Annotated in this window: 25 protein-coding genes; 10 read left to right on the top strand and 15 right to left on the bottom strand. The window is 70.9% G+C overall.

What is annotated here, in order from left to right:
- Positions 1 to 20: 20 nt before the first annotated feature.
- The 6 genes from AC3RJ7_RS11890 to AC3RJ7_RS11865 all read right to left on the bottom strand — a co-directional run bounded on the left by AC3RJ7_RS11890 (position 21) and on the right by AC3RJ7_RS11865 (position 6,256).
- Positions 21 to 1,070, bottom strand: coding sequence for an ABC transporter permease (locus AC3RJ7_RS11890; RefSeq protein ID WP_491456038.1), 1,050 nt, complete (start codon positions 1,068 to 1,070; stop codon positions 21 to 23).
- Entirely contained in the window at positions 1,067 to 2,593 is a 1,527-nt protein-coding gene (locus tag AC3RJ7_RS11885) for a sugar ABC transporter ATP-binding protein (protein WP_491456037.1), read from the bottom strand. The genes AC3RJ7_RS11890 and AC3RJ7_RS11885 overlap by 4 nt, the downstream gene beginning before the upstream one ends.
- A complete protein-coding gene (locus AC3RJ7_RS11880) occupies positions 2,590 to 3,030 on the bottom strand; it encodes an RbsD/FucU family protein (protein WP_491456036.1) in 441 nt (146 codons plus the stop codon). The genes AC3RJ7_RS11885 and AC3RJ7_RS11880 overlap by 4 nt, the downstream gene beginning before the upstream one ends.
- A 111-nt stretch (positions 3,031 to 3,141) precedes the next feature.
- Positions 3,142 to 3,987: an amidohydrolase family protein gene (locus AC3RJ7_RS11875; protein WP_491456035.1), complete on the bottom strand. Its 846-nt coding sequence runs from the start codon at positions 3,985 to 3,987 to the stop codon at positions 3,142 to 3,144.
- Positions 3,984 to 4,943 (bottom strand): aldo/keto reductase, encoded by a 960-nt coding sequence (locus AC3RJ7_RS11870; RefSeq protein ID WP_491456034.1) that lies wholly within the window; start codon positions 4,941 to 4,943, stop codon positions 3,984 to 3,986. Before AC3RJ7_RS11870 ends, AC3RJ7_RS11875 begins: the two co-directional genes overlap by 4 nt.
- Complete coding sequence (locus AC3RJ7_RS11865; protein WP_491456033.1) at positions 4,940 to 6,256, bottom strand: L-fuconate dehydratase; 1,317 nt, start codon at positions 6,254 to 6,256, stop codon at positions 4,940 to 4,942. Before AC3RJ7_RS11865 ends, AC3RJ7_RS11870 begins: the two co-directional genes overlap by 4 nt.
- A 147-nt stretch (positions 6,257 to 6,403) precedes the next feature.
- Between AC3RJ7_RS11865 and AC3RJ7_RS11860 the strand changes: the two genes are divergently transcribed.
- From AC3RJ7_RS11860 to AC3RJ7_RS11850, 3 genes are all read left to right on the top strand, one after another.
- Entirely contained in the window at positions 6,404 to 7,252 is an 849-nt protein-coding gene (locus AC3RJ7_RS11860; RefSeq protein ID WP_491456032.1) for a fumarylacetoacetate hydrolase family protein, read from the top strand.
- A 37-nt stretch (positions 7,253 to 7,289) separates the two neighbouring features.
- Positions 7,290 to 8,057, top strand: coding sequence for an SDR family NAD(P)-dependent oxidoreductase (locus tag AC3RJ7_RS11855; protein WP_491456031.1), 768 nt, complete (start codon positions 7,290 to 7,292; stop codon positions 8,055 to 8,057).
- 159 nt (positions 8,058 to 8,216) lie between these two features.
- Positions 8,217 to 9,092, top strand: coding sequence for a fumarylacetoacetate hydrolase family protein (locus AC3RJ7_RS11850; RefSeq protein ID WP_491456030.1), 876 nt, complete (start codon positions 8,217 to 8,219; stop codon positions 9,090 to 9,092).
- Positions 9,093 to 9,166: 74 nt separating this feature from the next.
- Here AC3RJ7_RS11850 and AC3RJ7_RS11845 read toward each other — a convergent pair whose 3' ends face one another.
- Positions 9,167 to 10,081 (bottom strand): alpha/beta hydrolase, encoded by a 915-nt coding sequence (locus AC3RJ7_RS11845; protein WP_491456029.1) that lies wholly within the window; start codon positions 10,079 to 10,081, stop codon positions 9,167 to 9,169.
- A gap of 84 nt (positions 10,082 to 10,165) precedes the next feature.
- Here AC3RJ7_RS11845 and AC3RJ7_RS11840 point away from each other — a divergent pair, with 84 nt between their 5' ends.
- Complete coding sequence (locus AC3RJ7_RS11840) at positions 10,166 to 10,606, top strand: MarR family winged helix-turn-helix transcriptional regulator (RefSeq protein ID WP_491456028.1); 441 nt, start codon at positions 10,166 to 10,168, stop codon at positions 10,604 to 10,606.
- Between the two features lie 65 nt (positions 10,607 to 10,671).
- Here the strand turns inward: AC3RJ7_RS11840 and AC3RJ7_RS11835 are convergent, their stop codons facing one another.
- Positions 10,672 to 12,135, bottom strand: a complete 1,464-nt coding sequence (locus AC3RJ7_RS11835; protein WP_491456027.1) for an aspartate ammonia-lyase — start codon at positions 12,133 to 12,135, stop codon at positions 10,672 to 10,674.
- Positions 12,136 to 12,428: 293 nt separating this feature from the next.
- On the bottom strand, positions 12,429 to 14,009 hold the full coding sequence (locus AC3RJ7_RS11830; RefSeq protein WP_491456026.1) for an amino acid permease: 1,581 nt from the start codon (positions 14,007 to 14,009) through the stop codon (positions 12,429 to 12,431).
- 221 nt (positions 14,010 to 14,230) lie between these two features.
- On the opposite strand from AC3RJ7_RS11830, the gene AC3RJ7_RS11825 reads away from it, so the two are divergent.
- The 5 genes from AC3RJ7_RS11825 (at position 14,231) to AC3RJ7_RS11805 (ending at position 19,358) form a co-directional block, all read left to right on the top strand.
- Positions 14,231 to 15,598 (top strand): glutamine synthetase family protein, encoded by a 1,368-nt coding sequence (locus AC3RJ7_RS11825; protein WP_491456025.1) that lies wholly within the window; start codon positions 14,231 to 14,233, stop codon positions 15,596 to 15,598.
- A gap of 37 nt (positions 15,599 to 15,635) precedes the next feature.
- Positions 15,636 to 16,412 (top strand): gamma-glutamyl-gamma-aminobutyrate hydrolase family protein, encoded by a 777-nt coding sequence (locus tag AC3RJ7_RS11820; protein WP_491456173.1) that lies wholly within the window; start codon positions 15,636 to 15,638, stop codon positions 16,410 to 16,412.
- A complete protein-coding gene (locus AC3RJ7_RS11815; protein ID WP_491456024.1) occupies positions 16,409 to 17,764 on the top strand; it encodes an aldehyde dehydrogenase family protein in 1,356 nt (451 codons plus the stop codon). Before AC3RJ7_RS11820 ends, AC3RJ7_RS11815 begins: the two co-directional genes overlap by 4 nt.
- 61 nt (positions 17,765 to 17,825) lie before the next feature.
- Positions 17,826 to 18,614 (top strand): 3-oxoacyl-ACP reductase, encoded by a 789-nt coding sequence (locus AC3RJ7_RS11810; RefSeq protein ID WP_491456023.1) that lies wholly within the window; start codon positions 17,826 to 17,828, stop codon positions 18,612 to 18,614.
- A 9-nt stretch (positions 18,615 to 18,623) separates the two neighbouring features.
- Positions 18,624 to 19,358, top strand: a complete 735-nt coding sequence (locus AC3RJ7_RS11805) for a FadR/GntR family transcriptional regulator (protein WP_491456022.1) — start codon at positions 18,624 to 18,626, stop codon at positions 19,356 to 19,358.
- 105 nt (positions 19,359 to 19,463) lie between these two features.
- On the opposite strand, the gene AC3RJ7_RS11800 is transcribed toward AC3RJ7_RS11805, so the two are convergent.
- Positions 19,464 to 19,775, bottom strand: coding sequence for a DUF4190 domain-containing protein (locus AC3RJ7_RS11800; protein WP_491456021.1), 312 nt, complete (start codon positions 19,773 to 19,775; stop codon positions 19,464 to 19,466).
- Positions 19,776 to 19,897: 122 nt separating this feature from the next.
- Between AC3RJ7_RS11800 and AC3RJ7_RS11795 the strand changes: the two genes are divergently transcribed.
- On the top strand, positions 19,898 to 21,184 hold the full coding sequence (locus AC3RJ7_RS11795) for a uracil-xanthine permease family protein (RefSeq protein ID WP_491456020.1): 1,287 nt from the start codon (positions 19,898 to 19,900) through the stop codon (positions 21,182 to 21,184).
- 83 nt (positions 21,185 to 21,267) lie between these two features.
- Here AC3RJ7_RS11795 and AC3RJ7_RS11790 read toward each other — a convergent pair whose 3' ends face one another.
- The 5 genes from AC3RJ7_RS11790 to AC3RJ7_RS11770 form a co-directional block, all read right to left on the bottom strand.
- Positions 21,268 to 22,689 (bottom strand): NCS2 family permease, encoded by a 1,422-nt coding sequence (locus AC3RJ7_RS11790; RefSeq protein ID WP_491456019.1) that lies wholly within the window; start codon positions 22,687 to 22,689, stop codon positions 21,268 to 21,270.
- Between the two features lie 95 nt (positions 22,690 to 22,784).
- Positions 22,785 to 23,132, bottom strand: coding sequence for a peptidase (locus tag AC3RJ7_RS11785; protein ID WP_491456018.1), 348 nt, complete (start codon positions 23,130 to 23,132; stop codon positions 22,785 to 22,787).
- Positions 23,129 to 24,310 (bottom strand): inorganic phosphate transporter, encoded by a 1,182-nt coding sequence (locus AC3RJ7_RS11780; RefSeq protein WP_491456017.1) that lies wholly within the window; start codon positions 24,308 to 24,310, stop codon positions 23,129 to 23,131. The genes AC3RJ7_RS11785 and AC3RJ7_RS11780 overlap by 4 nt, the downstream gene beginning before the upstream one ends.
- 56 nt (positions 24,311 to 24,366) lie before the next feature.
- Entirely contained in the window at positions 24,367 to 24,843 is a 477-nt protein-coding gene (locus AC3RJ7_RS11775; RefSeq protein WP_491456016.1) for an 8-oxo-dGTP diphosphatase, read from the bottom strand.
- Between the two features lie 4 nt (positions 24,844 to 24,847).
- Positions 24,848 to 25,879, bottom strand: coding sequence for a 6-phosphofructokinase (locus AC3RJ7_RS11770; protein WP_491456015.1), 1,032 nt, complete (start codon positions 25,877 to 25,879; stop codon positions 24,848 to 24,850).
- Positions 25,880 to 25,895: the final 16 nt, after the last annotated feature.

The raw sequence follows: 25,895 nt of genomic DNA, 5'->3' as shown, positions 1-25,895 counted from the left end.
TGCCCCGGGCGCGGGTGTGCTCAGGCGCGTCGGCGCCGCAGCATGTCGAGGTACACGGCCACGAGGATGACGATGCCGACGGCGACCGACTGCCACTCCTGCGGGACCGAGATGATGCGCAGGCCGTTCGTGAGCACGGCCATGATGAGGGCGCCGATCACCGTGCCGACGATCGAGCCCTTGCCGCCCTGGAGCGACGTGCCGCCGATGACGACCGCGGCGATCGCCTCGAGCTCGAGGCCCATGCCGCCGGTCGGCTGGGCCGAGGACAGCCGGGAGGCGCTCAGCACGCCGGCGAGGCCGACGAAGAGGCCCGCGAGCGTGTAGATGATGATCTTCCACCGGCGAACGTTCACGCCCGAGAGGGCGGTGGCCGCCTCGTTCGAGCCGATCGAGAACGTGTAGCGGCCGAGGATCGTCTTCGACAGCAGCACCGCGGCGACGATGATCATGACGATGAAGATCGCGACGCCGAGCGGGAACCGCATGCCGGGGATGATCGACAGGTTCATGATCGACTGGAACTCGGGCGTCTCCGAGAAGTAGATCGGCTTCGTGCCCGAGATCACGAGCGAGAGACCCGCGGCGATGAGCATCATGCCGAGCGTCGCGATGAACGGCGGGATGCCGAGCACCGAGACGTTCACGCCGTTCACGAGCCCGATGAGCGCCCCGAAGAGGATCGTCGCCGTCACGCCCGCCCAGAGCGGCCAGCCGAGGTAGGTGAGGAAGACGCCCGCCATCACGCCGCAGAGCACCATGCCGGTGCCGATGGACAGGTCGATCCCTCCCGTGATGATCACGAACGTCGTGCCGAGGGCGAGGATGCCCGTGACCGTCGCGGCCGTGAGGATCGAGACCAGGTTGTTGGCGGTGAAGAAGTGCGGGCTCGCGAACGAGAACACCGCGACGATGACGATGAGGCTCGCGAAGGCGAGCAGCTGCTGCAGCGAGCCGCGCAGCCGCGCCATGCGCGGCTTGCCGGCGTCGATCGCGGCGTAGGCGCTCGTCGACGGCGTGCTGGCGGCATCGGCGCGGCCGGATTCCGGTTTCGTCGTGGTCGGGCTCATCGTGCGATCGTTCCTTCGCTTGAGAATCGGGTTGCGTAGTCCATGAGGTTCTCCTGGGTGGCCTCGGCGTTGTCGAGCACGGCGGTCAGCCGCCCTTCGGCCATGACGGCGATGCGATCGGAGAGGCGCAGCACCTCGGGCAGCTCGGACGAGATCATGACGATCGCCTTGCCGTCGTCGGCGAGTCGCCGCAGCAGCGCGTAGATCTCCTCCTTCGCCCCCACGTCGATGCCGCGGGTCGGCTCGTCGAAGATGAGCACGTCGCAGTCCTTCACGAGCCACTTCGCGATGACCACCTTCTGCTGGTTGCCGCCGGAGAGGTTCTGCACGAGCTGGGCCGTCGACGGCGTCTTGATGCGGAGCCGGTCGACGTACTCGCGGCCGGTCGCCTCGATACGGCGGTCGCGCACGAAGCCGAGGCCCGACGCGTAGTCGCTCAGCGACGAGAGCACGATGTTCTCGCGGACGCTGCGCTCGAGCAGGACGCCGAGCTGCTTGCGATCCTCCGACAGGTAGCCGATGCCGAGCCGGGCCGCCTCGGCCGGGCTCCCGATCTCGACGACCCTGCCGCGGACGCGGATCTCGCCGGACTCGCGCCGGTCGGCCCCGACGACCGCGCGGGCGACCTCGGTGCGACCCGCGCCCATGAGGCCCGCGAAGCCGAGGATCTCGCCCGGGTGCACGTCGAAGTCGACGTCGCGCAGCAGGTGCTTGGTCGAGAGCCCGCGCACGGAAAGCACGGGCTCGCCCTCGGGCCTGCGCGGCGCCGGCCGCTGCTCGCCCTGGATCTCGCGGCCGACCATGAGCGAGATGATCTCGCGCGGTTCGGTCTCGGCGGTGACCCGCGTGCCGACGTACCGGCCGTCGCGCAGCACGCTGATCCGGTCGGAGATTCGGGCGAGCTCCTCCATGCGGTGGGAGATGTAGATGACGCCGGTCTCGGGGGTGCGGAACCGCTCGATGAGCCCGAACAGCACGTCGACCTCGGCGTCGTTGAGCGCCGCGGTGGGCTCGTCCATGATGAGGACCCTGGCGTCGAACGAGAGCGCCTTCGCGATCTCGACCATCTGCTGTCGGGCGACCGTCAGCCGCTCGACCCGCTCGGTCGGGTCGAGCGCGAGCCCGAGCCGGTCGAAGAGCTCCTGCGCGCGGCGGTTGAGGGAGCGGTCGTCGAGGAAGAGTCCCGCCGATCGATGCTCGCGTCCGATGAAGATGTTCTGAGCGACCGTGAGGTCGGGCATCAGGTTGAACTCCTGGTGGATGATCGAGATCCCGAGCTCCTGCGCGTGCCGCGGTCCTTCGATCGAGAGCTCCGCGCCGTTCAGGCGGAAGGTCCCGGCGTCGGGGGTGTAGATGCCGGCCAGGAGCTTCATGAGCGTCGACTTGCCGGCGCCGTTCTCGCCGACGAGGGCCAGGACCTCGCCGTGCCGAAGCTCGAGCCGCACGTCGGCGAGGGCCTGCACGCCCGGGAAGCCCTTGCTGACGCCTTCGACCTCGAGCAGCGCCGCCGACGTCGCCGTCATCGAACCGCTCCCTTCGGCTCGTAGGCGTTCACGACGCCCTTGCGGAGGATGACGTTGCCGTACGGACGAAGCTCTCCCGTGCGGACGATCAGCCGTGCGGCCGCCGCCCGCTCGTAGAACGCGAACCGCTCGAGCTCGCCGAGGCGGTCGGCGTCGACGGCCGCGGCGGTCACGATCTCGTGCTGGACGTCGCGCCGTTCGCCGCCCTCCGCGGTCATGAGCAGCACCGCGGCGCCCTCGTGCCCGTCGAGCGGGACGACCGTGCGGATGGCCTCGACGACCCGGGGTGCCGCCGAGCCCGGCACCTCGACGACGACCCGGCCGACCCGGTGCGCGGGGAAGTTCGCGTCGGCGACGACGAGCTCGTCGCCGTGTCCGAGTCGATCGAGCGCGGCGAGCAGGTCGCCGCCGAGCATCGGGTCAATACCACTCAGCACGTGGGCCTCTCTTCCTTGAGATGTGGGATGAGTGTACTACTCATCCGATGTTTCATCAGGTTTCAGCGGACGAAGTTCAGAAACGCGCGCGAAAATCGCCCAGAGATCGGATTATTCAAGCCGATACACCCGCTCAGCCGTGCCGCCGAGCACCGCGGACGACTCCGACGGCGACAGCTCGTCGATGCAGGCGCGCATCACGCGCCAGGTCGGCCCGTAGCCGCCGTGCGGCACCGACATGGGCCAGTCGCCACCGTACATGAGCCGATCGGCTCCGAAACCCTCGAGTGCGATCTCCCAGAGCGGGCGCACCGAGGCCTCGCCGAACGCGATCCCGGGTAGGTGCAGGCCGGAGAATTTCGCCACGGTGTTCGGCACGTCGGCCGTCGCGGCGAGTTCGGCGTGCCACGCGTCGAAGTCGTCGCGGCCGACCGGCGGCTTCGCGAGGTGGTCGACCACGACCGTGAGCTCGGGCAGGGCCGACGCGACGCGACGCGCTGCGCCGAGGTGCCGGGGCCACGCGTCGGGCACGTCCAACGCGAGGCCGCGCGCCGCGACCTCCGCGAGCGAGGCGCGGACGGCCGGCAGGTCGAGGAAGTCGTCGCGCGGGTCGTCGTGCACGAGGTGACGGATGCCTCGGAGCCGGGGTTCGGCGGCGAGGTCGTCGAGCGCGTCGGCGGCGGCACGGGGGTCGTCGAGCGGCACCCATCCCACCACGCCGACCACCCAGTCGTGCCGCGCGGCGACGTCGAGCATGAATCGCGTGTCGGCCGTCGTGTCGGCGGCCTGCACGAGGATCGCCGCGTCGATGCCGGCGTCGTCGAGCTCGGCCCGGGCCTCGTCGGGACCGAAGTCCGCGTACAGGGCGCCGAGCTCGGGCGTGATCCAGGGGTAGGCGTCCGCCGCGCGCGTCCACAGGTGGAGGTGCGCGTCGATCGTCCGTGCTGCGGCCGTCACGGGATCAACCCTTCGTCGCGCAGGCGGGACCAGAGCCCCTCGGGCAGCGGCTCGTGCACGCGCCGGAGGTTCTGCTCGATGTCGGCGGCGCGAGCCGAACCGACCACCACCGCCCGCACCGCCGGATGCTGCAGGGGGTACTGGATCGCGGCGACGGGCAGCTCGACACCCTCGGCCTCGCACGCGTCGGCGAGCCGCCGGGCACGTGCGAGCAGCTCAGCGGGCACCGCACCGTAGTTGTAGCGCGGCGTCGCACCCGGCGTCGACGTCGCCAGCAGCCCCGAGTTGAAGACGGCGGCAGCGACCACGTCCACTCCCGCGTCGAGGCAGAGCGGCAGCAGCTCGGCGAGCGCGGGCTGCTCGAGCAGCGTGTACCGGCCGGCGATCATGACGAGGTCGAGGTCGCCCTCGCGCACGGCGCGTGCCGCGGCATCCGCACTGTTCGTGCCGATGCCGATCGCGCCGACCACTCCCTCCTCCCTGAGCTTCGCGAGTGCGGGCAGCCCCTCGGAGAGTCCGCGATCGAGGTCGTACGCATCGGGGTCGTGCAGGAACGCGATGTCGATCCGGTCGAGGGCGAGGCGCTCGAGAGACTCCTCGACGCTGCGGCGGACCCCCGCCTCGCTCGGATCGAAGCGGCGCACGGTGCGGTTCGGCACCGCGAAGCCGAAGTCGAGGTCGTCGCCGCCCGAGAAGTCGGGGTTCACGTCGAGCAGCCGCCCGACCTTCGTCGAGACGACGAACTCGTCGCGGGGGCGCCCGCGCAGCGCCTCGCCGAGCCGACGCTCGGAGAGGCCGAGCCCGTAGTGCGGCGCGGTGTCGAAGTACCGGACGCCCGCCTCCCACGCGGCGTCGACCACGGCGCGGGCGTCGACGTCGCTCACCGCGCGATAGAGGTTGCCGATCGAAGCCGCTCCGTAGCCGAGCGGGCCGAGGCGTTCGTCGGCGTCGTTCATGCGCGCACCCCGGCGGCTTCGTCGATCACGTGCGAACCGCGCCAGGTGTAGTACTCGATCGACTGGGCGCGCATCTCGGTACCGGCTCCGGGCGCGGTCGGCGTGCGGTAGCGGCCGCCCTCGACGACGGCGGGCACGACGAAGTGCTCGTGGAGGTGGTCGACGAACTCGATCATGCGCCCCTCCATGCTGCCCGAGAGCGCGACGTAGTCGAACATCGACAGGTGCTGCACGGCTTCGCAGAGCCCGACGCCGCCGGCATGCGGGCACACCGGAACCCCGAACTTGGCCGCGAGCACGAGGTTCGCGAGGTTCTCGTTGACCCCGCCGACGCGCGCGGCGTCGATCTGCATGACGTGCATCGCACGGGCCTGCAGCAACTGCTTGAAGACGATGCGGTTCTGCACGTGCTCGCCGGTCGCGACCCGCACGGGCGCGATGCCGCGGGCGATCGCGGCGTGGCCGAGGATGTCGTCGGGACTCGTGGGCTCCTCGATCCACGCCAGGTCGAACCCGGCGAGCGCGCGCACCCAGTCGATCGCCTCGTCGACGCCCCAGCGCTGGTTGGCGTCGATGGCGATGGGGAACCCCTCGCCGACCGCGGCTCTCGCGATCGCGAGCCGGCGGAGGTCGTCGTCGAGAGAGGCGCCGACCTTGAGCTTGATCTGCGGGTAGCCCTCGGCGACGGCCTCGCGGCAGAGGCGCTCGAGCTTCTCGTCGGAGTAGCCGAGCCAGCCGGGCGTCGTCGTGTAGGCGGGGTAGCCGGCCTCGAGCAGCTTCGCGGTGCGCTCGGCGCGACCGGGCTCGGCGGCGCGGAAGAGCTCGAGCGCCTCGGCGGGCGTGACCGCGTCGGAGAGGTAGCGGAAGTCGATGAGCGAGACGAGCTCCTCTGGGCTGAGCCCCGCGAGCAGCTGCCAGAGCGGCAGCCCCGCGCGCTTCGCCCTGAGGTCCCACAGCGCGTTGAGCGCCGCGCCGATGGCCATGTGCATGACGCCCTTCTCGGGGCCGAGCCAGCGCAGCTGAGAGTCGTGCGCGAGCAGGCGCCACGCCCCGCCCATGTCGTCGAGCAGCTCCTCGACGTCGCGGCCGACGAGGTGGCCGCGCAGCGCGTCGAGCGCCGCGACCTGCACGTCGTTGCCGCGGCCGATCGTGAAGACGAAGGCGTGACCGGCCAGCCCGTCGGCCGCATCGGTGCGGATGACGAGATAGGCGGCCGAGTAGTCGGGGTCGGGGTTCATCGCGTCCGACCCGTCGAGTTCGAGTGAGGTCGGGAACCGGATGTCCCGGGTGTCGACACTGACGATCCTGCTCATGGCGTCCTTTCGTGGGCGGTCCGAGCATAAACATCGGATGTCTCTGCTGTCAACCACCCTCGAATGTGCAAGAATCGCCGTGAATCACCCCGCCCTCGACGAATACACCAGATGTTCGCGCGGCCTGTGAACGGAAGGACCACAGATATGAGATTCGCCAGGCTCGGCGAGGCCGGCTCCGAGATCCCCGTGCTGCTCGACGGCGGGCGCACCCTCGACCTGCGGGGTCTCACCGGCGACATCGACGGCGCCTTCCTCGCGGGCGACGGCGCCGGCCGGGCCGCCGCCGCGCTCGCGGCGGGCGAGCTGCCCGAGCTCCCCGACGCCGACGGGCTGCGCATCGGCGCCCCGATCGCCCGCCCCGGTGCGGTCTACTGCATCGGCATGAACTACGCGGCGCACGCCGCGGAGTCGGGCTCCGCCCCGCCCGAGCAGCTCGTGATGTTCATGAAGTCGCCGAACACGGTGATCGGCCCCGACGACGAGGTCGCCATCCCGCCGGGCAGCGCGAAGACCGACTGGGAGGTTGAGCTCGGCATCGTCATCGGACGGCGGGCGAGCCGCCTCGGCTCCCCCGCCGAGGCGCGCGGGCACATCGCCGGATTCGTGGCGGCGAACGACCTCTCCGAGCGCGACTGGCAGCTCGCCGTCTCGGGCGGCCAGTGGTCGAAGGGCAAGAGCGCGCCGGGCTTCTGCCCGACCGGCCCGTGGCTCGCGACGCCCGACGAGCTCGAGGCCGACGACGTGCGGCTGCGCAGCTTCGTGAACGGCGAGCCGCGCCAGGACTCGCGCACGAGCGACCTCATCTTCGGCATCGACACGATCGTGCACGAGCTCAGCACGTACCTCGCGCTCGAGCCGGGCGACCTCGTGCTCACCGGCACGCCCGAGGGGGTCGCGCTCTCGGGCCGATTCCCCTACCTCCGCGCCGGCGACGTCGTCGAGATCGAGATCGACGGGCTCGGGCGCCAGCGCCAGCGCTACGTCGACGCCTGACCGCACCTCCCCTCCGACCGACCAGCAAGGAGCGAACATGACCCAGCAACCCATCGGCCCCGAGGAGTTCGACGGACTCGTCGCCGTCGTCACCGGCGGGGCATCGGGCATCGGCGCCGCGATCACCGCGCGCCTCCGACGCGGCGGCGCCCTGGTCGCCGTCTTCGACCTGCACCCCGACGAGGCCGACGCCGATCTCGCGGTCGCCGTCGACATCGCCGACGATGCGAGCGTCCGCGCGGGAGTCGACCGGGTCGTCGAGGAACTCGGGCGACTCGACCTCGTCGTCAACAACGCCGGCATCGGCGCCCAGGGCACGATCGAGGCGAACGCCGACGACGAGTGGCACCGCGTGCTCGACATCAACGTGCTCGGCATGATGCGCGTCGCACGCGCCGCGCTGCCGCACCTGCGCCGGTCGCCGGCTGCGGCGATCGTGAACACGTCGTCGATCGCCGCGACCGCGGGGCTGCCCGACCGTGCGCTGTACAGCGCGAGCAAGGGCGCCGTCTCGGCGCTCACCCGCGCGATGGCCGCCGATCACCTGCGCGAGGGCGTCCGCGTGAACGCCGTGAACCCGGGCACCGCCGACACCCCGTGGATCGGACGGCTGCTCGCCCAGGCGCCCGATCCGGCTGCCGAGCGCGCCGCGCTCGAGGCGCGCCAGCCGCACGGCCGGCTCGTCGCCGCCGACGAGGTCGCCGCGGCGGTCGCCTACCTCGCGAGCCCGGCGTCGGGATCGACGACGGGCGTCGAGCTCGCCGTCGACGGCGGCATGCAGGAGCTCCGCCTGCGACCCGCCTGACGAGCGGGGCGGAGGCCGGCCATGGACGGTGCACACCTCCCGCAGCGGCGAGATCCTTTCGCATCACGGAATTCGACTGTCGCCTTCGTGGAAGGTCGGAGACGTCTGCTTGTACATCTCGACAAACGATCCCCGCGCACGTCGCGATAGCGTGGACGGGTGAAGTTCGCGCACCTGAGAGCTGAAGGCCAATCGACCCCTCGGCTCGCGGTGGTGGTCGCCGAAGCGGCACTGTTCCTCGACGAGGTGCTCGAGCGTTCCCCCCGCGACCTGCAGGACCTCATCGAGCGCGGCCCCGAGGGGCTGGCCGAGGTCCGCACGGCCGTCGACGCCGCGCTCGAGGCGGGCGCCGTGCTCACGCCGGTGAGCGAGCTCCGCCACGCGTCCGCCGTGCTGCGCCCGCCGCACATCCTCGCGATCGGCGCGAACTATGCGGCCCACTCGCAGGAGCTCAAGCTCCGCCACGAGACGGCGCCCACGATCTTCGCCCTCTGGCCGAACTCGCTCACCGCGCACGGCGCGACGACCACGTGGCCCGAGGACCTCACGCACCAGGTCGACTACGAGGCCGAGCTCGGCGTCATCATCGGCCGCCCCGCGCGCGGCGTGCACGAGCGCGACGCGCTCGACTACGTGTGGGGCTACACCGTCGTCAACGACATCACCGCACGCGACATCCAGTTCTCGGAGGCCCAGTGGTCGCGATGCAAGTCGTTCGACGGCTTCACCCCGACCGGCCCCGTCGTCGTCACGGCCGACGAGGTCGCCGATCCGCAGGACCTGTGGCTGACCACGAACCTCGACGGTCGCATCCTCCAGGACGCGTCGACGGGCGACATGGTGCGCAGCGTCGCCGAGATCATCTCGTACCTCTCGCGCTCGGCGACCATTCCGGCCGGCACGCTCATCTCGACCGGCAGCCCCGGCGGCGCCGGCTACTCGCGCAACCCCCAGGTGTTCCTGCAGGACGGCTCGACGGTCACCGTGTCGATCGGCGGCATCGGGTCGCTCACGACGCACTGCCGCGTGATCTGACCGCAGGCCGGCGCACCCATGCGTCGACCGTCGCCGGCTGCGGCGGCCGCGTTCGCGGTCGACGACTGCGGAGATCAGGCCGCCGCGAGGTCGCGAGCGCCGAGCCGGCGCGCGAGGAAGGCGCCCGCGCGATCGAGCGCCTCGGCAGACGCGTCGAGTGCATCGAGTGACGTCTGGTAGTTGTGCGGGGCCCGCGCCGCGGCCTCGAAGACGACGTCGACGTCGTCGCGAGCGCCGTTCGCGGCGAGGCGCACGGCATCGTCGAGCAGGAGCTCCCGCGTGCCGACCTGCACGAGCAGGGGCGGCAGGCCGCGCAGGCTCGCGAAGACCGGGCTCGCGAGCGGCGACACCGCCGCCTCGCCCTGCCCGGACTCCGGCAGGTAGCGCTCCGCGTAGCCGCGGATGTCGTCCTGGTCGAACAACGGGTCGTCGCCGACCCTGGCGGTGAACGAGTCGCCGCTCAGGCTGAGGTCGGCCCAGGGCGAGAACACGGCCACGGCTGCGGGCATCGCGAGGCCCGCGTCCCGGGCCGCGACGAGCATCGCGATCGCGAGTCCACCCCCGGCGGAGTCGCCCGCCACGACGAGCTCGGCCGCACCGACCCGTTCGAGCAGCTGCCGGTACGCCGCGAGCGCGTCGTCGACGGGAGCCGGAAAGCGGTGCTCGGGTGCGAGCCGGTAGTCGAGCGAGTAGGCGGTCGCACCCGTGCGCCCGGCGAGCGCGGCCGCCATGCCGACGCCGGTCGCCGCCGAGCCGATGACGTAGCCGCCGCCGTGCAGGTAGAGCAGGGCGCCGGCTCCCCCGCGGTGGCCGGGCACGAGCTCGATGGCGGGCCGCGCGCCGAGCACGACGTCGCGAGCCGTGAAGCCGGCGGGCGGCGCGACGGCGCCCGAGGCGAACGCGGTGCGCATCTCGCCGACGGTCGCGTCGGGGGCGAACCGCAGTGCGGCGTACTCGGCCGAGAGCCGGTCGAACTCGGATCGTGACATGGTGCTCCTCCTCGCGTAGATTGCTTCCTGGGAATCGATATTACGAGGAATTAGATTCCTGTCAATCTAATTACGAGGAAACGAATGTCCGACGATCTCGCCCTCTTCACCCAGCTCGTGCGCGTGGAGACGCTCTGGTACGAGCAGCTCTCCGACGAGCTGCAGGCGGCGCACGGCCTGCCGCTGTCGACCTACGACGTGCTCAACGTCGTCGCCACCGTCGACGACTGCCGGGTGCAGGACATCGCCCGTGAGATCGGCATCACGGTGGGCGCCGTCAGCAAGGCGATCGATCGGTACGAGCTGGCCGGCTGGGTCGCGCGGCGCGCGAACCCCGCCGATCGCCGGTCGTCGCTCATCGAGCTCACCGGCGAGGGCCGTCGACGGCTCGACGAGGCGACGCCGCTCGTCACCGCATCGTTGCGCTCCCGGCTCGCGGCGCTCGACCGCGGCCGGCGGGCCGCCCTCGCCGACGCACTCGGCGTACTCAGGGACGCGCTCGAGGCGCCCCCGGCCCAGCCCTGACGCGCTCCCCGACGTCGTGATGCCTCGGGCCGGCGTCCGATCGGCGCCGGCCCGAGGCATCCAGGTCACTCGTGGGGTTCGCTCTGCAGGTGCTGCACGGGGATGACCGTCGTGATCGGGCGGATGCCCGACAGCTTCGACGGCTGCAGCTGCGCGACGACCTCTTCCCGGCTCATGAGGCCCGCCTCGACGACGAGATCGGCGACGGGCCGCCCCGTCGCGAGCGCGAGCTTCGCGAGCTTCGCCGCCTCGGTGTAGCCGATGAACGGGATCAGTGCGGTGATGACGCCGACGCTCGAGGCGACCATCTGCTCGAGGCGGTCGGTGTTCGCGGTGATGCCGTCGACGCAGTTGACCCGGAGGGTCCAGCAGGCCTGGCGCATCCACGTGATCGACTGCAGGAGCGAGTGGGCGATGACCGGCTCGAAGGCGTTGAGCTGCAGCTGCCCGCTCTCGGCGGCCATCATCACGGTGACGTCGGCGCCCGCGACCGAGTAGGCGACCTGGCTGACCGCCTCGGGGATGACGGGGTTCACCTTGCCCGGCATGATCGACGAGCCCGCCTGCATCGGCGGCAGGTTGATCTCGCCGAGACCGGCCTGCGGACCCGAGGAGAGCAGCCGCAGGTCGTTGCAGATCTTCGAGAGCTTGATCGCGCTGCGCTTGAGCGCGCTCGAGAAGGTCATGAACACGCCCGTGTCGCTCGTCGCCTCGATGAGGTCTGGCGCCGTCTCGAGGCGGAGCCCGGTGATCGCGCTCAGGTGCTCGACGACGGATGCCGCGTAACCGGGGTCGGCCGTGATGCCCGTGCCGATCGCCGTGGCGCCGAGGTTGACCTCGCCGAGCAGCTTGATCGTCTCGCGCAGGCGGTCGATGTCTTCGCCGAGCGTCGTCGCGAAGCCGTGGAACTCCTGGCCGAGCGTCATCGGCACAGCGTCCTGGAGCTGCGTGCGGCCGACCTTCAGCACCTCGTGGAACTCGCGGCCCTTCTTGCTGAACGCGATGCGCAGCAGGTCGAGCTCGACGAGCATCGTGCGCAGCGAGAACGCCATCGCCATCTTGACGGCGGTCGGGTAGGTGTCGTTCGTGGACTGGCTGCGGTTGACGTCGTCGATCGGGTGCAGCACGTCGTAGCGGCCCTTGGGGTAGCCGGCGATCTCGAGCGCGAGGTTCGCGATGACCTCGTTCGCGTTCATGTTCGTCGAGGTGCCCGCGCCGCCCTGGATGACGCCGACGACGAACTGGTCGTGCAGCTCGCCGTCGATGATGCGCTGGCAGGCCTCGTCGATCCACGCGGCCTTCTGCGGGGTGAGCACGCCCACCTGCCGGTTGGCGCGCGCGGCAGCCTGCTTCACCGAGGCGAGCGCCACGACGAGATCGGGGTAGACCGAGATCGGGCGCTTGGAGATCGGGAAGTTGTCGAGCGCCCGCTTGGTGTGCACGCCCCAATAGGCGTCGGCCGGAACCTCGACCGAGCCGAGCGAATCGGTCTCGGTGCGGGTGGGTTCGGTCACTTCGGGCTCGTGCATCTCTCGTTTCCTCCACGGAGCCGTGCCGCACGTCGGGGATCGACGCCCGTGACCCGGCTCCATCGCCTCGGTTGAGCGCGGGATCGCCGCGCATTCGTCCCCTCGAGCCTACCGTTCGGGCCATGCCGCTTCCGGCATCGAGGCGTCCGGACCGTGGCCGCAGACGGGACGCTCTGCCCGGCCGGACACGGCAGCGAAGGACGCGCGCTCACCCGGCCGGGGCCGTGCTCCGCTCCCCCGTGCACGGAACGGCGGCGGGCGCCCCCACGCCCGCCGCCGTTCCGCGCGCACCGCTAGGCGCGATCCGGCTCGTCGACCTCGTCGATCGCGAGCGGCTTCTCCCCGTCGACCCCGTCCGTCGCGAGCAGCTCCTCCTCCACGGCGCCGCCGTAGCCCTCCGTCTGCGGGTCGCCGTGGAGCCCGCCGGAGACGGCGTACTCCTCTTCGGGCGAGAGGATGAGGCGGTGCCGGCCCCACACGCCGAATCCGATGAGCATGACGACGTAGACGACCGCGATCGCGATGATCGCGGGCACGAACGTCGGGTTGAGCAGGAACCCGAGGAAGATGAGCGCCGCGATGACCGCCGCGACGACGGCGCCGGTCACGCCCCACGGGCTGACGTACGGGCGCTTCGCGTTCGGGAACTTGCGGCGCAGGATCACGAACGCGACCATCTGCAGGAGGTATGCGAGCACCGCGCCCCAGACCGCGATGTTCAGCACGATCGCGCCGGCGACGCCGCCGGCACCGCCGAGCGCGTCGACGAGGACCAGCGCGACGAAGCCGATCACGGCGCCCGCGACGAGGGCGACCCACGGCGTCTGCCGCTTGCCGGTCAGCGAGAGGAACTTCGGGTAGTAGCCCGCGCGCGAGAGCGAGTACATGTTGCGCCCGTAGGCGAACATGATGCCCTGCAGCGACGCGAGCAGGCCGATGAGCGCGAACAGGGCGAGCACCGCCGCGGCGCTGTCGCCGACGATCGCACGGAATCCGTCGAGCAGCGGCTCGCCCGCCGTGCCGGTCGCCTCGGCGCCGAGCACGCCCGTGTTGAGGAAGAGCACGAGCAGGCCGGTGATGATGAGCGTCGCACGGGCGATGAGTCCCGCCTTCGGGATGTCGCGCACGGGGTCGTGCGACTCCTCCGCGGCGAGCGGCAGTTCCTCGATGCCGAGGAAGAACCACATCGCGAACGGCAGGGCGAACAGGATCGGCAGCACGCCGTGCGGCAGGAAGGCGGTCTGGCCGGCGTCGGGCGCGATGTTCCAGAGCGAGTCCCACGAGAACCGGCCGGAGAAGATCGCCATGGCGCTGAACACGAGGATGATCGCGATCGAGATGATCGAGACGACGATCGCGAACTTGAACGAGATGCTCGCGCCGGCCGAGTTGAGGGCGATGAACGCGACGTAGAGGATGACCCACCAGATCCAGGCGGGCATCGAGAAGCCGAGCAGTTCGCTCGTGATGCCGTCGGCGTAGGCGGCCGAGAAGTACACGATCACCGCGGTGGTCGCCACGTACTCGATCGTCTCGGCGAGGCCGGTGACGAATCCGCCCCACGGCCCCATCGCCGCGCGGGAGAACGAGTAGGCGCCGCCCGTGTGCGGCATGGCCGAGCTCATCTCCCCGATCGAGAAGATGAGGCCGTAGTACATCACGATGAGGATCGCGAACGCGATGAGCATGCCGCCGAAACCGGCGAAGTCGATGCCGAAGTTCCAGCCCGAGAAGTCGCCCGAGATGACGGCGGCGACGGCGAGGCCCCAGAGCCCCCAGACGCCCGCCGAGCGCTTCAACCGCCGCTTCTCGAAATAGCCCTCGTCGGCGGTCGCGTACGTGACGCCCGAGACCTTGAGCGTGTCCTTGGCCATGGTGCTCCCTTGCAGTCATCGCGCGGGCCGGTCGGCGGCGCGCGGGGGTGCGATGTGGTGGGCACGATGATAGGGCGGTCAATGGTCGCTTGTACAGACCATTTTTCAGGGGCCACCGTCCCGCCACAGGGATCTCGCCGCGCAGAGTGATGCGCGCACCCCTCGATGGTGTGATGTAATGGTCGCCAGAACCGACCATTCCAACTCAAGGAGGAGCCCGGATGTCGGCACCAACCGGTCACCTGACGCTCGAACAGCTTCGCAGCGCGGTCGCCGACGATCACGTCGACACCGTGATCGTCGCCTTCACCGACATGCAGGGCCGCCTCATCGGCAAACGCGTCTCGGCACGGCTCTTCCTCGACGACGTCGGCGCGCACGGCGCCGAGGCGTGCAACTACCTGCTGGCGGTCGACGTCGAGATGAACACGGTCGACGGCTACGCGATGTCGAGCTGGGAGCGCGGCTACGGCGACATGGCCCTCATCCCCGACTTCACGACGCTGCGCATGACGCCGTGGCTCGAGCGCACCGCCCTCGTCACCGCCGACCTGCAGTGGCTCGACGGCGCGCCCGTCGAGCCCTCGCCCCGGCGCATCCTGCAGCGGCAGCTCGAGCGCCTCGCCGAGCGCGGGCTCACCGCGTTCGTCGGCACCGAGCTCGAGTTCATCGTCTTCGACGACTCGTACCGCGAGGCCTGGCGCAAGGGGTACCGCGACCTCACCCCCGCGAGCGACTACAACATCGACTACGCGCTGCTCGCGTCGAGCCGCATGGAGCCGCTCCTGCAGGACATCCGCCGCTCGATGGATGCGGCGGGCATGTACTGCGAGGGCGTCAAGGGCGAGTGCAACCTCGGCCAGCAGGAGATCGCGTTCCGCTACACCGACGCGCTCACGACGTGCGACAACCACTCGCTCTACAAGAACGGCGCGAAGGAGATCGCCGACCGCCACGGCAAGGCGATCACGTTCATGGCGAAGTTCAACGAGCGCGAGGGCAACAGCTGCCACATCCACATCTCGCTGCGCGGCCGGGGCGGCGAAGCGGTCTTCAGCGACCCCGACGCCCCGCACGGCATGTCGAAGCTGTTCCGCCACTTCCTCGCCGGCCAGCTCGCCGCGATGCGGGAGCTCACGCTCTTCTCGGCGCCGAACGTCAACTCGTACAAGCGCTACGTCGCCGGCAGCTTCGCCCCGACCGCGATCGCCTGGGGCCTCGACAACCGCACGTGCGCGCTGCGCGTCGTCGGCCACGGCCACGGCATGCGCGTCGAGAACCGGGTGCCGGGCGGCGACGTCAACCAGTACCTCGCGGTGGCCGCGCTCATCGCGGCCGGGCTCCACGGCATCGAGCACGAGCTCGAGCCCGACGAGCTCTTCGCCGGCAACGCGTACGAGTCCGACGTGGCCCGGGTGCCCGCGACGCTCCGCGACGCCGCCGAGCTCTTCGCGTCGTCGGCCGTCGCGCGCGAGGCGTTCGGCGACGAGGTGGTCGAGCACTACCTCAACAACGCGCGCATCGAGCTCGCCGCGTACGACGCGGCCGTCACGGACTGGGAGCGGGTGCGTGGCTTCGAGCGACTCTGACTTCGACGACTCAGTGGTCGGGCCGGGGGGCGACGGCGTGGATGCCTCGGCGAGTGTCGAGGCATCCGCGCCGGTGATCGGGGTGACCACCTACCTGGAGCAGGCGCAGACGGGCGTCTGGGACGTGCCGGCCTCGTTCCTGCCGAAGGTGTACCTCGACGCGGTGACCGACGCGGGCGGCATCGCCGTGCTGCTGCCGCCGCAACCCGTCTCCCCCGCGATCGCGCGTGCGGTGCTCGGCGCGCTCGACGGGCTCATCGTCGCCGGCGGCGCCGACGTCGATCCCGCCCGCTACGGCCAGGCGGCGCACGAGCGCACGGGAGCGCCCCGCATCGACCGCGACGACTGGGAGGACGCGCTCCTGACCGCCGCGATCGAGACCGACCTGCCGTTCCTCGGCATCTGCCGCGGCGCCCAGATGCTCAACGTCGCCCTCGGCGGCACGCTCCACCAGCACCTGCCCGACGTCGTCGGCAACGAGTCGTACCAGCCGGCGCCGGCGGTATTCGGCGAGACGACGGTCGAGGTCGCCCCCGGGTCGCTGCTCGCCGGGCTCGTCGGCGAGACCGACGGCCTGCCCGTTCACGTCTACCACCACCAGGCGCTCGACGAGGTCGCCGACGGGCTCGTCGTGACCGCCCGCACCGCCGAGGGCATCATCGAGGCGGTCGAGCTGCCCGGCGCCGCGTTCGGCGTCGGCGTGCAGTGGCATCCCGAGGAGAACGCCGCCGACCGCCGGCTGTTCGCCGGCCTCGTCGAGGCCGCCCGCGAACACCGTGCCGCCCGGACCCACCGCGAGAGGACCCGACCATGACCCACACGATCGTCAACCCCGCCGACGAGCAGGTCGTCACGACCGTCGAGCCGGCCACGGTCGAGGAGGCCGACGCCGCGATCGCGCGTGCGGCCGTCGCGCAGCGCGACTGGGCCGCGGTCGCGCCCGTCGACCGGGCCAGGGCCCTGCGCCGCTTCGCCGCGGCCGTCGACGGCGCGGTCGAGGAGCTCGCCGCGCTCGAGGTGCGGAACTCCGGCCATCCGATCGGCCAGGCGCGCTGGGAGGCGGGCCACGTGCGCGACGTGCTCGAGTACTACTCGGCCGTACCCGAGCGGCTCTTCGGCCGGCAGATCCCGGTGGCCGGCGGGCTCGACGTGACCTTCCAGGAGCCGCTCGGCGTCGTCGGGGTCATCACGCCGTGGAACTTCCCCATGACGATCGCCTCGTGGGGCTTCGCCCCCGCGCTCGCCGCCGGCAACGCCGTCGTGCTGAAGCCCGCCGAGTGGACGCCGCTCACGAGCCTGCGACTCGCCGAGCTCGCGCTCGAGTCGGGCCTGCCAGAGGGGCTGTTCCAGGTCATCCCGGGCAAGGGCTCGGTCGTCGGCGAGCGCTTCGTCACGAACGAGACCGTGCGCAAGGTCGTCTTCACCGGCTCGACCGAGGTCGGCACGCGCATCATGGCCGGCTGCGCCGACCAGGTGAAGCGGGTCACGCTCGAGCTCGGCGGCAAGAGCGCGAACATCGTCTTCGCCGATGCCGACCTCGAGAAGGCCGCCGCGACCGCGCCCTACGGCGTGTTCGAGAACGCCGGCCAGGACTGCTGCGCCCGCAGCCGCATCCTCGTCGAGCGCAGCGCGTACGAGCGATTCATGGAACTGCTCGAACCGGCGGTGCAGGGCGTCGTCGTCGGCGATCCGGCCGACGAGACGACCGAGATGGGACCGCTCGTCGCGGCCGCGCACCTCGACCGCGTGCGATCGTTCGTGCCCGACGACGCCGACGTCGCATTCCGCGGCAGCGCGCCCGACGGTCCGGGCTTCTGGTTCCCGCCGACCGTGCTCACGCCCTCGCGCACGGCGCCGGCCGCGACGGAGGAGATCTTCGGCCCCGTCGTGAGCGTCTTCCCGTTCGACGACGAGGCCGACGCGCTGTCGTTCGCGAACGCCTCGCGATACGGGCTGTCGGGCTCGATCTGGACCCGCGACATCGGCCGCGGCATCCGCGTCGCCAGGGGCATCGAGTCCGGCAATCTCTCGGTCAACTCGCACTCCTCCGTGCGGTACTCGACGCCGTTCGGCGGGTTCAAGCAGTCGGGCCTCGGCCGCGAGCTCGGACCCGACGCACCGCTCGCGTTCACCGAGACCAAGAACGTCTTCATCGCCGTCGACTGAATCGCACGACCACCAGCCGCCGCCCGCACCGGGCACCGTCGCCGCAACAGCAAGGAGCAGCATGACCACCGCACCGATCGATCTCACCCAGCGCCTCGCCGGCCGCGTCGCCGTCGTCACGGGCGGCGCCAGCGGCATCGGCCTCGCGACCGCGAAGCGCTTCGCCGCCGAGGGCGCGAAGGTCGTCATCGGCGACCTCGACCCCGTGACCGGCGCCGCTGCGGCGGCCGAGGTCGACGGCCTGTTCGTGCAGGTCGACGTCACCGACGAGGCACAGGTGAACCACCTCTTCGACGAGGCCGCCCGGGTCTACGGCTCGGTCGACGTCGCGTTCAACAATGCCGGCATCTCGCCGCCGGACGACGACTCGATCGAGACGACCGAGCTGCCCGCCTGGCAGAAGGTGCAGGACGTCAACCTCAAGAGCGTCTACCTGTGCTCACGGGCGGCGCTCCGCCACATGGTGGCGCAGCAGCGCGGATCCATCATCAACACCGCCTCGTTCGTCGCGGTGCTCGGGTCGGCGACCTCGCAGATCTCGTACACGGCGTCGAAGGGCGGCGTGCTCGCGATGAGCCGCGAGCTCGGCGTGCAGTTCGCCCGCCAGGGCATCCGCGTGAACGCGCTCTGCCCCGGCCCGGTGAACACGCCGCTCCTCCAGGAGCTGTTCGCGAAGGACCCGGAACGCGCCCAGCGGCGCCTCGTGCACGTGCCGGTCGGGCGATTCGCGAAGCCCGAGGAGCTCGCGGCCGCGGTCGCGTTCCTCGCGAGCGACGACGCCTCGTTCATCACGGGATCGACCTTCCTCGTCGACGGCGGCATCAGCGCCGCGTACGTGACGCCGCTCTAAGCTCGGAACATGGAGCACGTACCGCAGGAGAGCCCCGACGTCCTGGACGCCGGGCTCCTCCTGCGGCCCGCGCGGCCCGCGAACGCCTTCGAGGAGACGGTGCAGCGGCTCCTGCAGACGATCCGGCTCGGGCTCATCCCGCCGGGCGAGCGCCTGCCCGCCGAACGCGAGCTCGCCGTCACCCTCGAGGTGAGCCGCGACACCCTCCGCGAGGCGATCGGCTCGCTCGCCGACGCCGGCTGGGTCGTGTCGAGACGCGGCCGGTACGGCGGGACGTTCGTCTCCGACCCGCTGCCCGAGCGTTCGACGCCCCGCACCCTCGTCGTCGATCACGCACGGCTCGAGGACACGCTCGCCCTGCGTGCCGTCGTCGAGGTCGGCGTCGCGCGGCGAGCCGCAGAGAGCGAGCTCACGGCCGGCGACCGCGACCGCCTCTGGCAGGCCTGCGAGGAATGCGCGACCGCCGAACCGGGCCAGTACCGCGTCGCCGACTCGCGGCTGCACCTGGTCATCGCCGAGGTGATCGGCGCCGAGTCGGTGACGCCGCTCGTCGCCGAGGTGCGCATGCGCGTCAACGAGCTGCTCGACGGCATCCCGCTGCTCGCGCCGAACATCGTGCACTCCGACGAGCAGCACCGCGCGATCGTGACCGCGATCCTCCGCGGCTCCGCCGACGAGGCCGCCGCGGCGATGGCCGAGCACCTCACCGGCACCGAGGCGCTGCTGCGCGGCTTCTACGGCTGACCATCCCACCCCGCGGACGACGGACGGGGCCCGAGCTCGGCTCGGACCCCGCCCACGTCGACGCGGCGTCGACCCGTAGTGACTCGGAGTCGACTCGGCGTCGACTCAGAGGAACGCGAAGGGCAGCATCACGAGGCCGAAGATCGCGGCACCGATCGCGAAGAGCGCGGCACCGGCGAGCATGACGCCGTTGAGCACGATGCCCCAGATCGCCATGGTGCGGCTCTCCGGCTCGCGCTTGAGCGCCATGACGCCGAGCACGAGGCCGACGATCGGCACGACGAAGGTGTAGCTCGCGACGATCGAGACGATGCCGAGCACGAGGCTCGCGACGCTGAAGCCTTTCGACTCCGCGACGGGCGCGGCGGGCCGGCCCTCGTACGGCGCCCGGGTTGCGGTGTCGGTGACGGTGGTCATGGTGTGAGCTCCTGTTCTCGGTTGGTGCTTCCAACGCTAGAAGCGGCCGAGGGCTGGCGGTATGGGGGTATCCCCCCGATACGATCTGAGGACTTCCGCCCCTCGACACCGATCGGAGACCCATGAACCTGCCCTGGACGCTGCACGGCGACGGCAAGCACGTCGCGCCGGGCGAGGTCGTCGCCCCCGGCGAACGCCTCAGCTGGCCGCGCACGATCGGCATCGGCGCCCAGCACGTCGTCGCGATGTTCGGCGCGACGTTCCTGGTCCCGCTGCTGACCGGCTTCCCACCCGCGACCACCGTGTTCTTCTCGGGCATCGGCACGCTGCTCTTCCTCGTGATCACGCAGAACAAGCTGCCGAGCTACCTCGGCTCCTCGTTCGCGTTCATCGCGCCGATGCTCGCGGCGCTCGCGTCGACCCAGGTCGCCGACCCGATGGGTGCCGCGCTCTTCGGCATCGTCAGCGTTGGCCTCCTGCTCGCCGCGATCGGCGCGCTCGTGCTGTGGACGGGCACCGGCTGGATCGACGTGCTCATGCCGCCCGTCGTCGCGGGTGCGATCGTCGCCCTCATCGGCCTCAACCTCGCCCCCGTCGCGAAGCAGAACTTCGACGCCGCCCCGCTCACAGCACTCATCACCCTCGCGGCGATCCTCCTGACGACGGTGCTGTTCCGGGGCATGCTCGGCCGGATCTCGATCCTCGTCGGCGTCGTCGTCGGCTACATCGCCGCGGTCGTCCAGGGGCAGGTCGACTTCACCGTCGTCGACGAGGCGGCGTGGGTCGGCCTGCCGACGTTCCACCTCGCGACGAACCCGTTCGCCGACCCCGCGGTGTGGGGGCTCCTGCCCGCCTTCCTCCCGGTCGTGCTGGTGCTCATCGCCGAGAACGTCGGCCACGTGCGCGGCGTGGCCCAGATGACCGACGCGTCGGTCAACCGGCAGACGGGCCGAGCGCTGTTCGCCGACGGCCTCGCGACGACGGTCGCGGGCCTGTTCGGCGGCTCGGGCACGACGACGTACGGCGAGAACATCGGTGTCATGGCCGCGACGCGCGTGTATTCGACCGCCGCCTACTGGATCGCCGGCATCGTCGCGGTGCTCCTCGGCCTCTCCCCCAAGTTCGGCGCCCTCGTCGCGACGATCCCGCAGGGCGTGCTGGGCGGCGCGACCGTCGCGCTGTACGGCCTCATCGGCATCATCGGCGTGAAGATCTGGGTCGACAACAAGGTCGACTTCTCGCGCCCGGTGAACCAGTTCACGGCGGCGGTCGCGCTCGTCATCGGCATCGCGAACTTCACGATCGAGTTCGGCAACATCGTGTTCGGCGGCATCGCGCTCGGCACGATCGCCGCGCTCGTCGTGTACCACGGCATGAACGCGATCGCGAAGGTGCGCGGCACCAACTGACGCTCCGCGAAGAACGAGGATGCCTCGTGCCGCCACGTGCGGCACGAGGCATCCGTCGTTCAGGGGTGTTGCCGACGCGCCACTCAGCCGGCGAAGAGCGCCTCGATCGGCCCGCGGGCGAAGTACAGCACGAACCCGCCGGCGACCACCCAGAGCAGCGGGTGGACGGACTTCGCCTTGCCGGAGAGCGCGTTGACGACGACCCAGCTCACGAAGCCCGCGCCGATGCCGTTGGCGATCGAATAGGTCATCGGCATCACCGTGATGGTGAGGAAGACGGGCAGCAGCACACGGTAGTCGCTGAAGTCGATGTTCTTGATCTGCGCGAGCATCATCGCGCCGACGAGCACCAGGGCGGCTCCGGCGATCGCGCCGGGAACGAGCGAGGTGAGCGGCGTGAAGAACATCGCCAGCAGGAACAGTCCGCCGGTGATGAGCGTCGCGAAGCCCGTGCGCGCGCCCTCGCCGATGCCGGCGCCCGACTCGACGAACACGGTCGCCGACGACGACGAGGTGCTGCCGCCGACGATCGCGCCGACGCCCTCGACGACGAGGGCCGACTTGATGCGCGGGAAGTCGCCCTTCGCGTCGGCGAGGCCGGATTCCTCGGCGAGACCCGTCATGGTGCCCATGGCGTCGAAGAAGTTCGAGAACACGAGCGTGAAGACGATCATCACGAGTGCGAGGACGCCGACCTTGGCGAGGTCGAACGAGAAGTCGACGGCGCCGATGAGGCTGAGGTCCGGCAGGCTCACGATTCCGCCCGCGAACCCGAAGTCGAGGCCGAACGGCCAGATGGCGTTCGTGATGGCGGCGAGCACCGTGCCGCCCACGAGGGCGATGAGGATCGCGCCCTTCACGCGCAGCGAGATCAGCACGCCGCCCGCCAGTACCGTGATGACGAAGAGCAGGGTGGGCAGGCTCCCGACCGAACCGTCGACGCCGAGCCCGACCGGCGGGGACGGGTTGCCGGTCGCCGTGACGAAGCCGGCGTTCACGAGTCCGATGAACGCGATGAACACGCCGATTCCGACGGTGATCGCGAGCTTCAACTGCACCGGGACGGCGTCGAAGATCATCTTGCGCAGACCGGTGGCGGCCAGCAGCACGATGACGACGCCGTTGATCACGACGAGTGCCATCGCCTCGGGCCAGGTGACCTGGCCGACGACCGAGAACGCGATGTAGGCGTTGATGCCGAGGCCGGCTGCGAAGGCGAACGGCAGGCGGGTGACGAGGCCGAACAGGATCGTCATGACGCCCGCGGTCAGCGCGGTCGCCGCCGCGACCGCTGCGCCGTTCAGGGTGTTGCCGTCGACGTCGGGCGTCGACAGGATGATCGGGTTGAGGATCACGATGTACGCCATCGTCACGAACGTGACGATGCCGCCGCGCACCTCGGTGAGCAGGTTCGAGCCGCGCGCGGTGATCTCGAAGAAGCGGTCGAACGCGCCGACCGGCTTCTCGCCGGTCGGGTCGGTCATGGGCGGCGTGGCAGTGGTCATCCGGGAACCTTCGATGAGGGACGTGCGCGCAGTGCCGCACGACGGGTGAACGGTCGGTGTGCAGTTGTCGGATCGGGTGGCGCCGACCGGTCGGGTCAGCCGCCGAACAGCCTGATGACGTGGTCGCCGACGATCAGATAGATGCCGTAGACGACCGCGACGGCGCTCACCGCGAAGCAGGCCCACGCCCCCACGAGGGCGGCGCGCTTCTGCCCCTCGGAGAGCGGGCTCTTCTTCGCCGCCTTCTTCGCCCGCTTCTCGGCGGCCTTGGCCTCGGCGGGGGTCACGATCGTGATGGCGTCGGTGAACTCCGCGGGCGTGACGATCGGCGTGCGGCCCGAGATCGTGAGCAGGCGGATGCCGAGCGAGTACGCGGAGACGACCACGGCCGTGCCGACGAGCGCCGACACGAGGACGAGGACGAATGCCAGCCAGTCGATCACTTCTTGACCTTCTTCTTCGGCTTCGGGTTGCGCTTGATCTTGACGGCCCGGCCCGAGTCGGCCACCTCGCTGACGACGTTGCTCGCCGAGACCTCGCTGCGGCGCGACCACAGGAAGATGCCGGCGATGACGGCGACGCCGACGACCGTGTCGATGATGATGCCGACCACGCCGAACTGCAGGGCCACGAAGGCGGCGAGCGCACCGACGCCGCCTGCGGCCGGCAGGGTCATGAGCCAGCCGACGCCGATGCGGCCGGCGGTGCGCCAGCGCACCTTCGAGCCGCGGCGGCCGAGGCCCGAGCCGATCACCGAGCCCGACGCGACCTGGGTCGTGGAGAGCGCGAAGCCGACGTGGCTCGAGGCGAGGATCGTCGCGGCGGTCGCCGTCTCGGCGGCGAAGCCCTGCGCGGGCTTGACGTCGGTGAGGCCCGTGCCGAGCGTCTTGATGATGCGCCAGCCGCCCATGTAGGTGCCGAGGGCGATCGCCACCGCGCACGTCACGATGACCCAGGGCTGCACGTCGCTGCCGACGGCCTGTGCGCCGGCCGCGACGAGCGTGAGGGTGATGATGCCCATCGTCTTCTGCGCGTCGTTGGTGCCGTGCGCGAGCGCCACGAGCGACGAGGAGAAGATCTGCGCGTGGCGGAATCCGTCGCGTCCGTCGGGCTTGCCGTCGTGGCGTCGGGTGATCGCGTAGGCGAGCTTCGTCGCGAGGTACGCGATCAGCCCGGCGGTCAGCGGGGCGAGGACCGCCGGGAGGATCACCTTCGAGAGGACCACCGAGAAGTCGATCGCGGCGGCGCCGAAGCCGACGAGCGCGGCGCCGATGAGACCGCCGAAGAGGGCGTGGCTCGACGACGACGGCAGCCCCAGCAGCCAGGTGATCATGTTCCACACGATCGCGCCGATGAGGCCGGCGAAGATGAGCTCGGGCGTGATGAGCACGCCGCCGTCGCCCTCCTTGATGATGCCGCCGGAGATCGTCATGGCGACCTCGGTCGACAGAAAGGCGCCGATCAGGTTGAGCACCGCGGCGAGCGCGACGGCGACCTTGGGGCGGAGCGCCCCGGTCGCGATCGGCGTCGCCATCGCGTTCGCCGTGTCGTGGAAGCCGTTCGTGAAGTCGAAGAAGAGCGCCAGCGCGATGACCAGCACGACGATGAGAGGCGTATCCACCGGCGACTTTCTTGCGAGAGGGAGCGGTTCACCTGGAGTTCAGGGCCCCGTCGATCCTACGTTACGGGGGGATGCTCTGACACCACCGTGGCGAGATCCTCGCCGAACACGAACGTGCGTTCGACCCGGCCTCCCGCGAGCACCGCGGGAAGCCAGCGCCTCGCGTCGTCCCACATCGCGTCGTACGGCACGGCGTCGAGCGCGAACCACTCGGGGTCGAGTTCATCGGACGCCGAGGGCTCGCCCTGCCACGCACGGGCGACGAACACGTGCGAGCGCTGGCTCCACCGCTCGCGATGCGGGAAGTGGTACGTCATGAGTCCGCGCGGCTCGAGGTCGTCGGCCGCCACGACGAGGCCGACCTCCTCGAGGATCTCGCGCACCGAGGCATCCGTCGCGCTCTCGCCCGGCTCGAGCTTGCCGCCGGGCGCGACGATGCGCCCCTCGCCGAGGCCCGCCTTCTTGCGGCCGAGGAGCACCTCTATGACCCCGTCCCGCTCGCGGAGCAGGTAGCAGACGCAGACGTCGTACACGCGATCAGCCGAAGAGGATGCGCGCCTCGTCGAACCGGGACTGCGGGACCCGGTTCAGCGTGCCGACCGCCTCGGCGATCGAGACCGTCTCGATGTCGGTGCCGCGGAGCGTGACCATCGAGCCCCAGGCGTGCGCGTAGACGGCGTCGATGGCGGCCATGCCGAGCCGGGTCGCGAGCACCCGGTCGTACGCCGAGGGCGCGCCGCCGCGCTGGATGTGGCCGAGCACGGTCGCACGCGACTCGATACCCGTGCGCTCCTCGATCATCGGGGCGAGGATGTCGGCGATCCCGCCGAGCCGGGGCCGGTTGAACGCGTCGAGGCCCTTGTGCGAGTGCGCCTCGTCCATGCCCTCGAGCGTGAAGCCCTCGGCGACGACGACGAGCGGCGAACGGCCGCGATCGCGCACCGACTCGACCCACTCGCAGATCTGCTCGATCGACTGCGGCTGCTCGGGGATGAGGATGGCGTGCGCTCCCCCGGCCATGCCCGAGTGCAGCGCGATCCAGCCGACGTGACGGCCCATCACCTCGAGCACCATGCACCGGCCGTGCGAGTCGGCCGTCGTGCGCAGGCGGTCGATCGCCTCGGTGGCGATCTCGACCGCGGTGTCGAAGCCGAACGAGTAGTCGGTCGCGGCCAGGTCGTTGTCGATCGTCTTCGGCACGCCGACGACCTTGATGCCGCCCTCGTCGTGCAGTCGGCGCGCCGCCGTGAGCGTGCCCTCGCCGCCGATCGCGATGATCGCGTCGATGCCGTGCTCGTCGAGCATGCGCTGGATGTTCTCGGGGCCGCCGCCCTCGCCCTCGAACGGGTTCGTCCGGCTCGATCCGAGGATCGTGCCGCCCTGCTTCGACAGGCCGCGCACGTCGTGGCGCGTGATCGGCATGATGTCGGCCTCGACGACGCCCTTCCAGCCCCAGCGGAAGCCGACGAACTCGGTGTCGTGCGAGATCACGCCGTTGAGCACCGCGCCGCGGATGACCGCGTTGAGGCCGGGGCAGTCGCCGCCCGAGGTGAGGATGCCGATCTTCATGCTCGTTGGACTCCTA

The organism is Agromyces solani (assembly GCF_058349925.1).
This window is presented reverse-complemented; position numbering and strand designations above follow the sequence as displayed.

Coding starts and splice junctions, on each gene's coding strand:
- AC3RJ7_RS11770 (WP_491456015.1), bottom strand. CDS start 25,879: ATGAAGATCGGCATCCTCACCTCGGGCGGCGACTGCCCCGGCCTCAAC.
- AC3RJ7_RS11870 (WP_491456034.1), bottom strand. CDS start 4,943: ATGAACGACGCCGACGAACGCCTCGGCCCGCTCGGCTACGGAGCGGCT.
- AC3RJ7_RS11865 (WP_491456033.1), bottom strand. CDS start 6,256: ATGAGCAGGATCGTCAGTGTCGACACCCGGGACATCCGGTTCCCGACC.
- AC3RJ7_RS11790 (WP_491456019.1), bottom strand. CDS start 22,689: ATGACCACTGCCACGCCGCCCATGACCGACCCGACCGGCGAGAAGCCG.
- AC3RJ7_RS11845 (WP_491456029.1), bottom strand. CDS start 10,081: ATGTCACGATCCGAGTTCGACCGGCTCTCGGCCGAGTACGCCGCACTG.
- AC3RJ7_RS11815 (WP_491456024.1), top strand. CDS start 16,409: ATGACCCACACGATCGTCAACCCCGCCGACGAGCAGGTCGTCACGACC.
- AC3RJ7_RS11805 (WP_491456022.1), top strand. CDS start 18,624: ATGGAGCACGTACCGCAGGAGAGCCCCGACGTCCTGGACGCCGGGCTC.
- AC3RJ7_RS11860 (WP_491456032.1), top strand. CDS start 6,404: ATGAGATTCGCCAGGCTCGGCGAGGCCGGCTCCGAGATCCCCGTGCTG.
- AC3RJ7_RS11825 (WP_491456025.1), top strand. CDS start 14,231: ATGTCGGCACCAACCGGTCACCTGACGCTCGAACAGCTTCGCAGCGCG.
- AC3RJ7_RS11855 (WP_491456031.1), top strand. CDS start 7,290: ATGACCCAGCAACCCATCGGCCCCGAGGAGTTCGACGGACTCGTCGCC.
- AC3RJ7_RS11800 (WP_491456021.1), bottom strand. CDS start 19,775: ATGACCACCGTCACCGACACCGCAACCCGGGCGCCGTACGAGGGCCGG.
- AC3RJ7_RS11840 (WP_491456028.1), top strand. CDS start 10,166: ATGTCCGACGATCTCGCCCTCTTCACCCAGCTCGTGCGCGTGGAGACG.
- AC3RJ7_RS11810 (WP_491456023.1), top strand. CDS start 17,826: ATGACCACCGCACCGATCGATCTCACCCAGCGCCTCGCCGGCCGCGTC.
- AC3RJ7_RS11795 (WP_491456020.1), top strand. CDS start 19,898: ATGAACCTGCCCTGGACGCTGCACGGCGACGGCAAGCACGTCGCGCCG.
- AC3RJ7_RS11830 (WP_491456026.1), bottom strand. CDS start 14,009: ATGGCCAAGGACACGCTCAAGGTCTCGGGCGTCACGTACGCGACCGCC.
- AC3RJ7_RS11835 (WP_491456027.1), bottom strand. CDS start 12,135: ATGCACGAGCCCGAAGTGACCGAACCCACCCGCACCGAGACCGATTCG.
- AC3RJ7_RS11890 (WP_491456038.1), bottom strand. CDS start 1,070: ATGAGCCCGACCACGACGAAACCGGAATCCGGCCGCGCCGATGCCGCC.
- AC3RJ7_RS11885 (WP_491456037.1), bottom strand. CDS start 2,593: ATGACGGCGACGTCGGCGGCGCTGCTCGAGGTCGAAGGCGTCAGCAAG.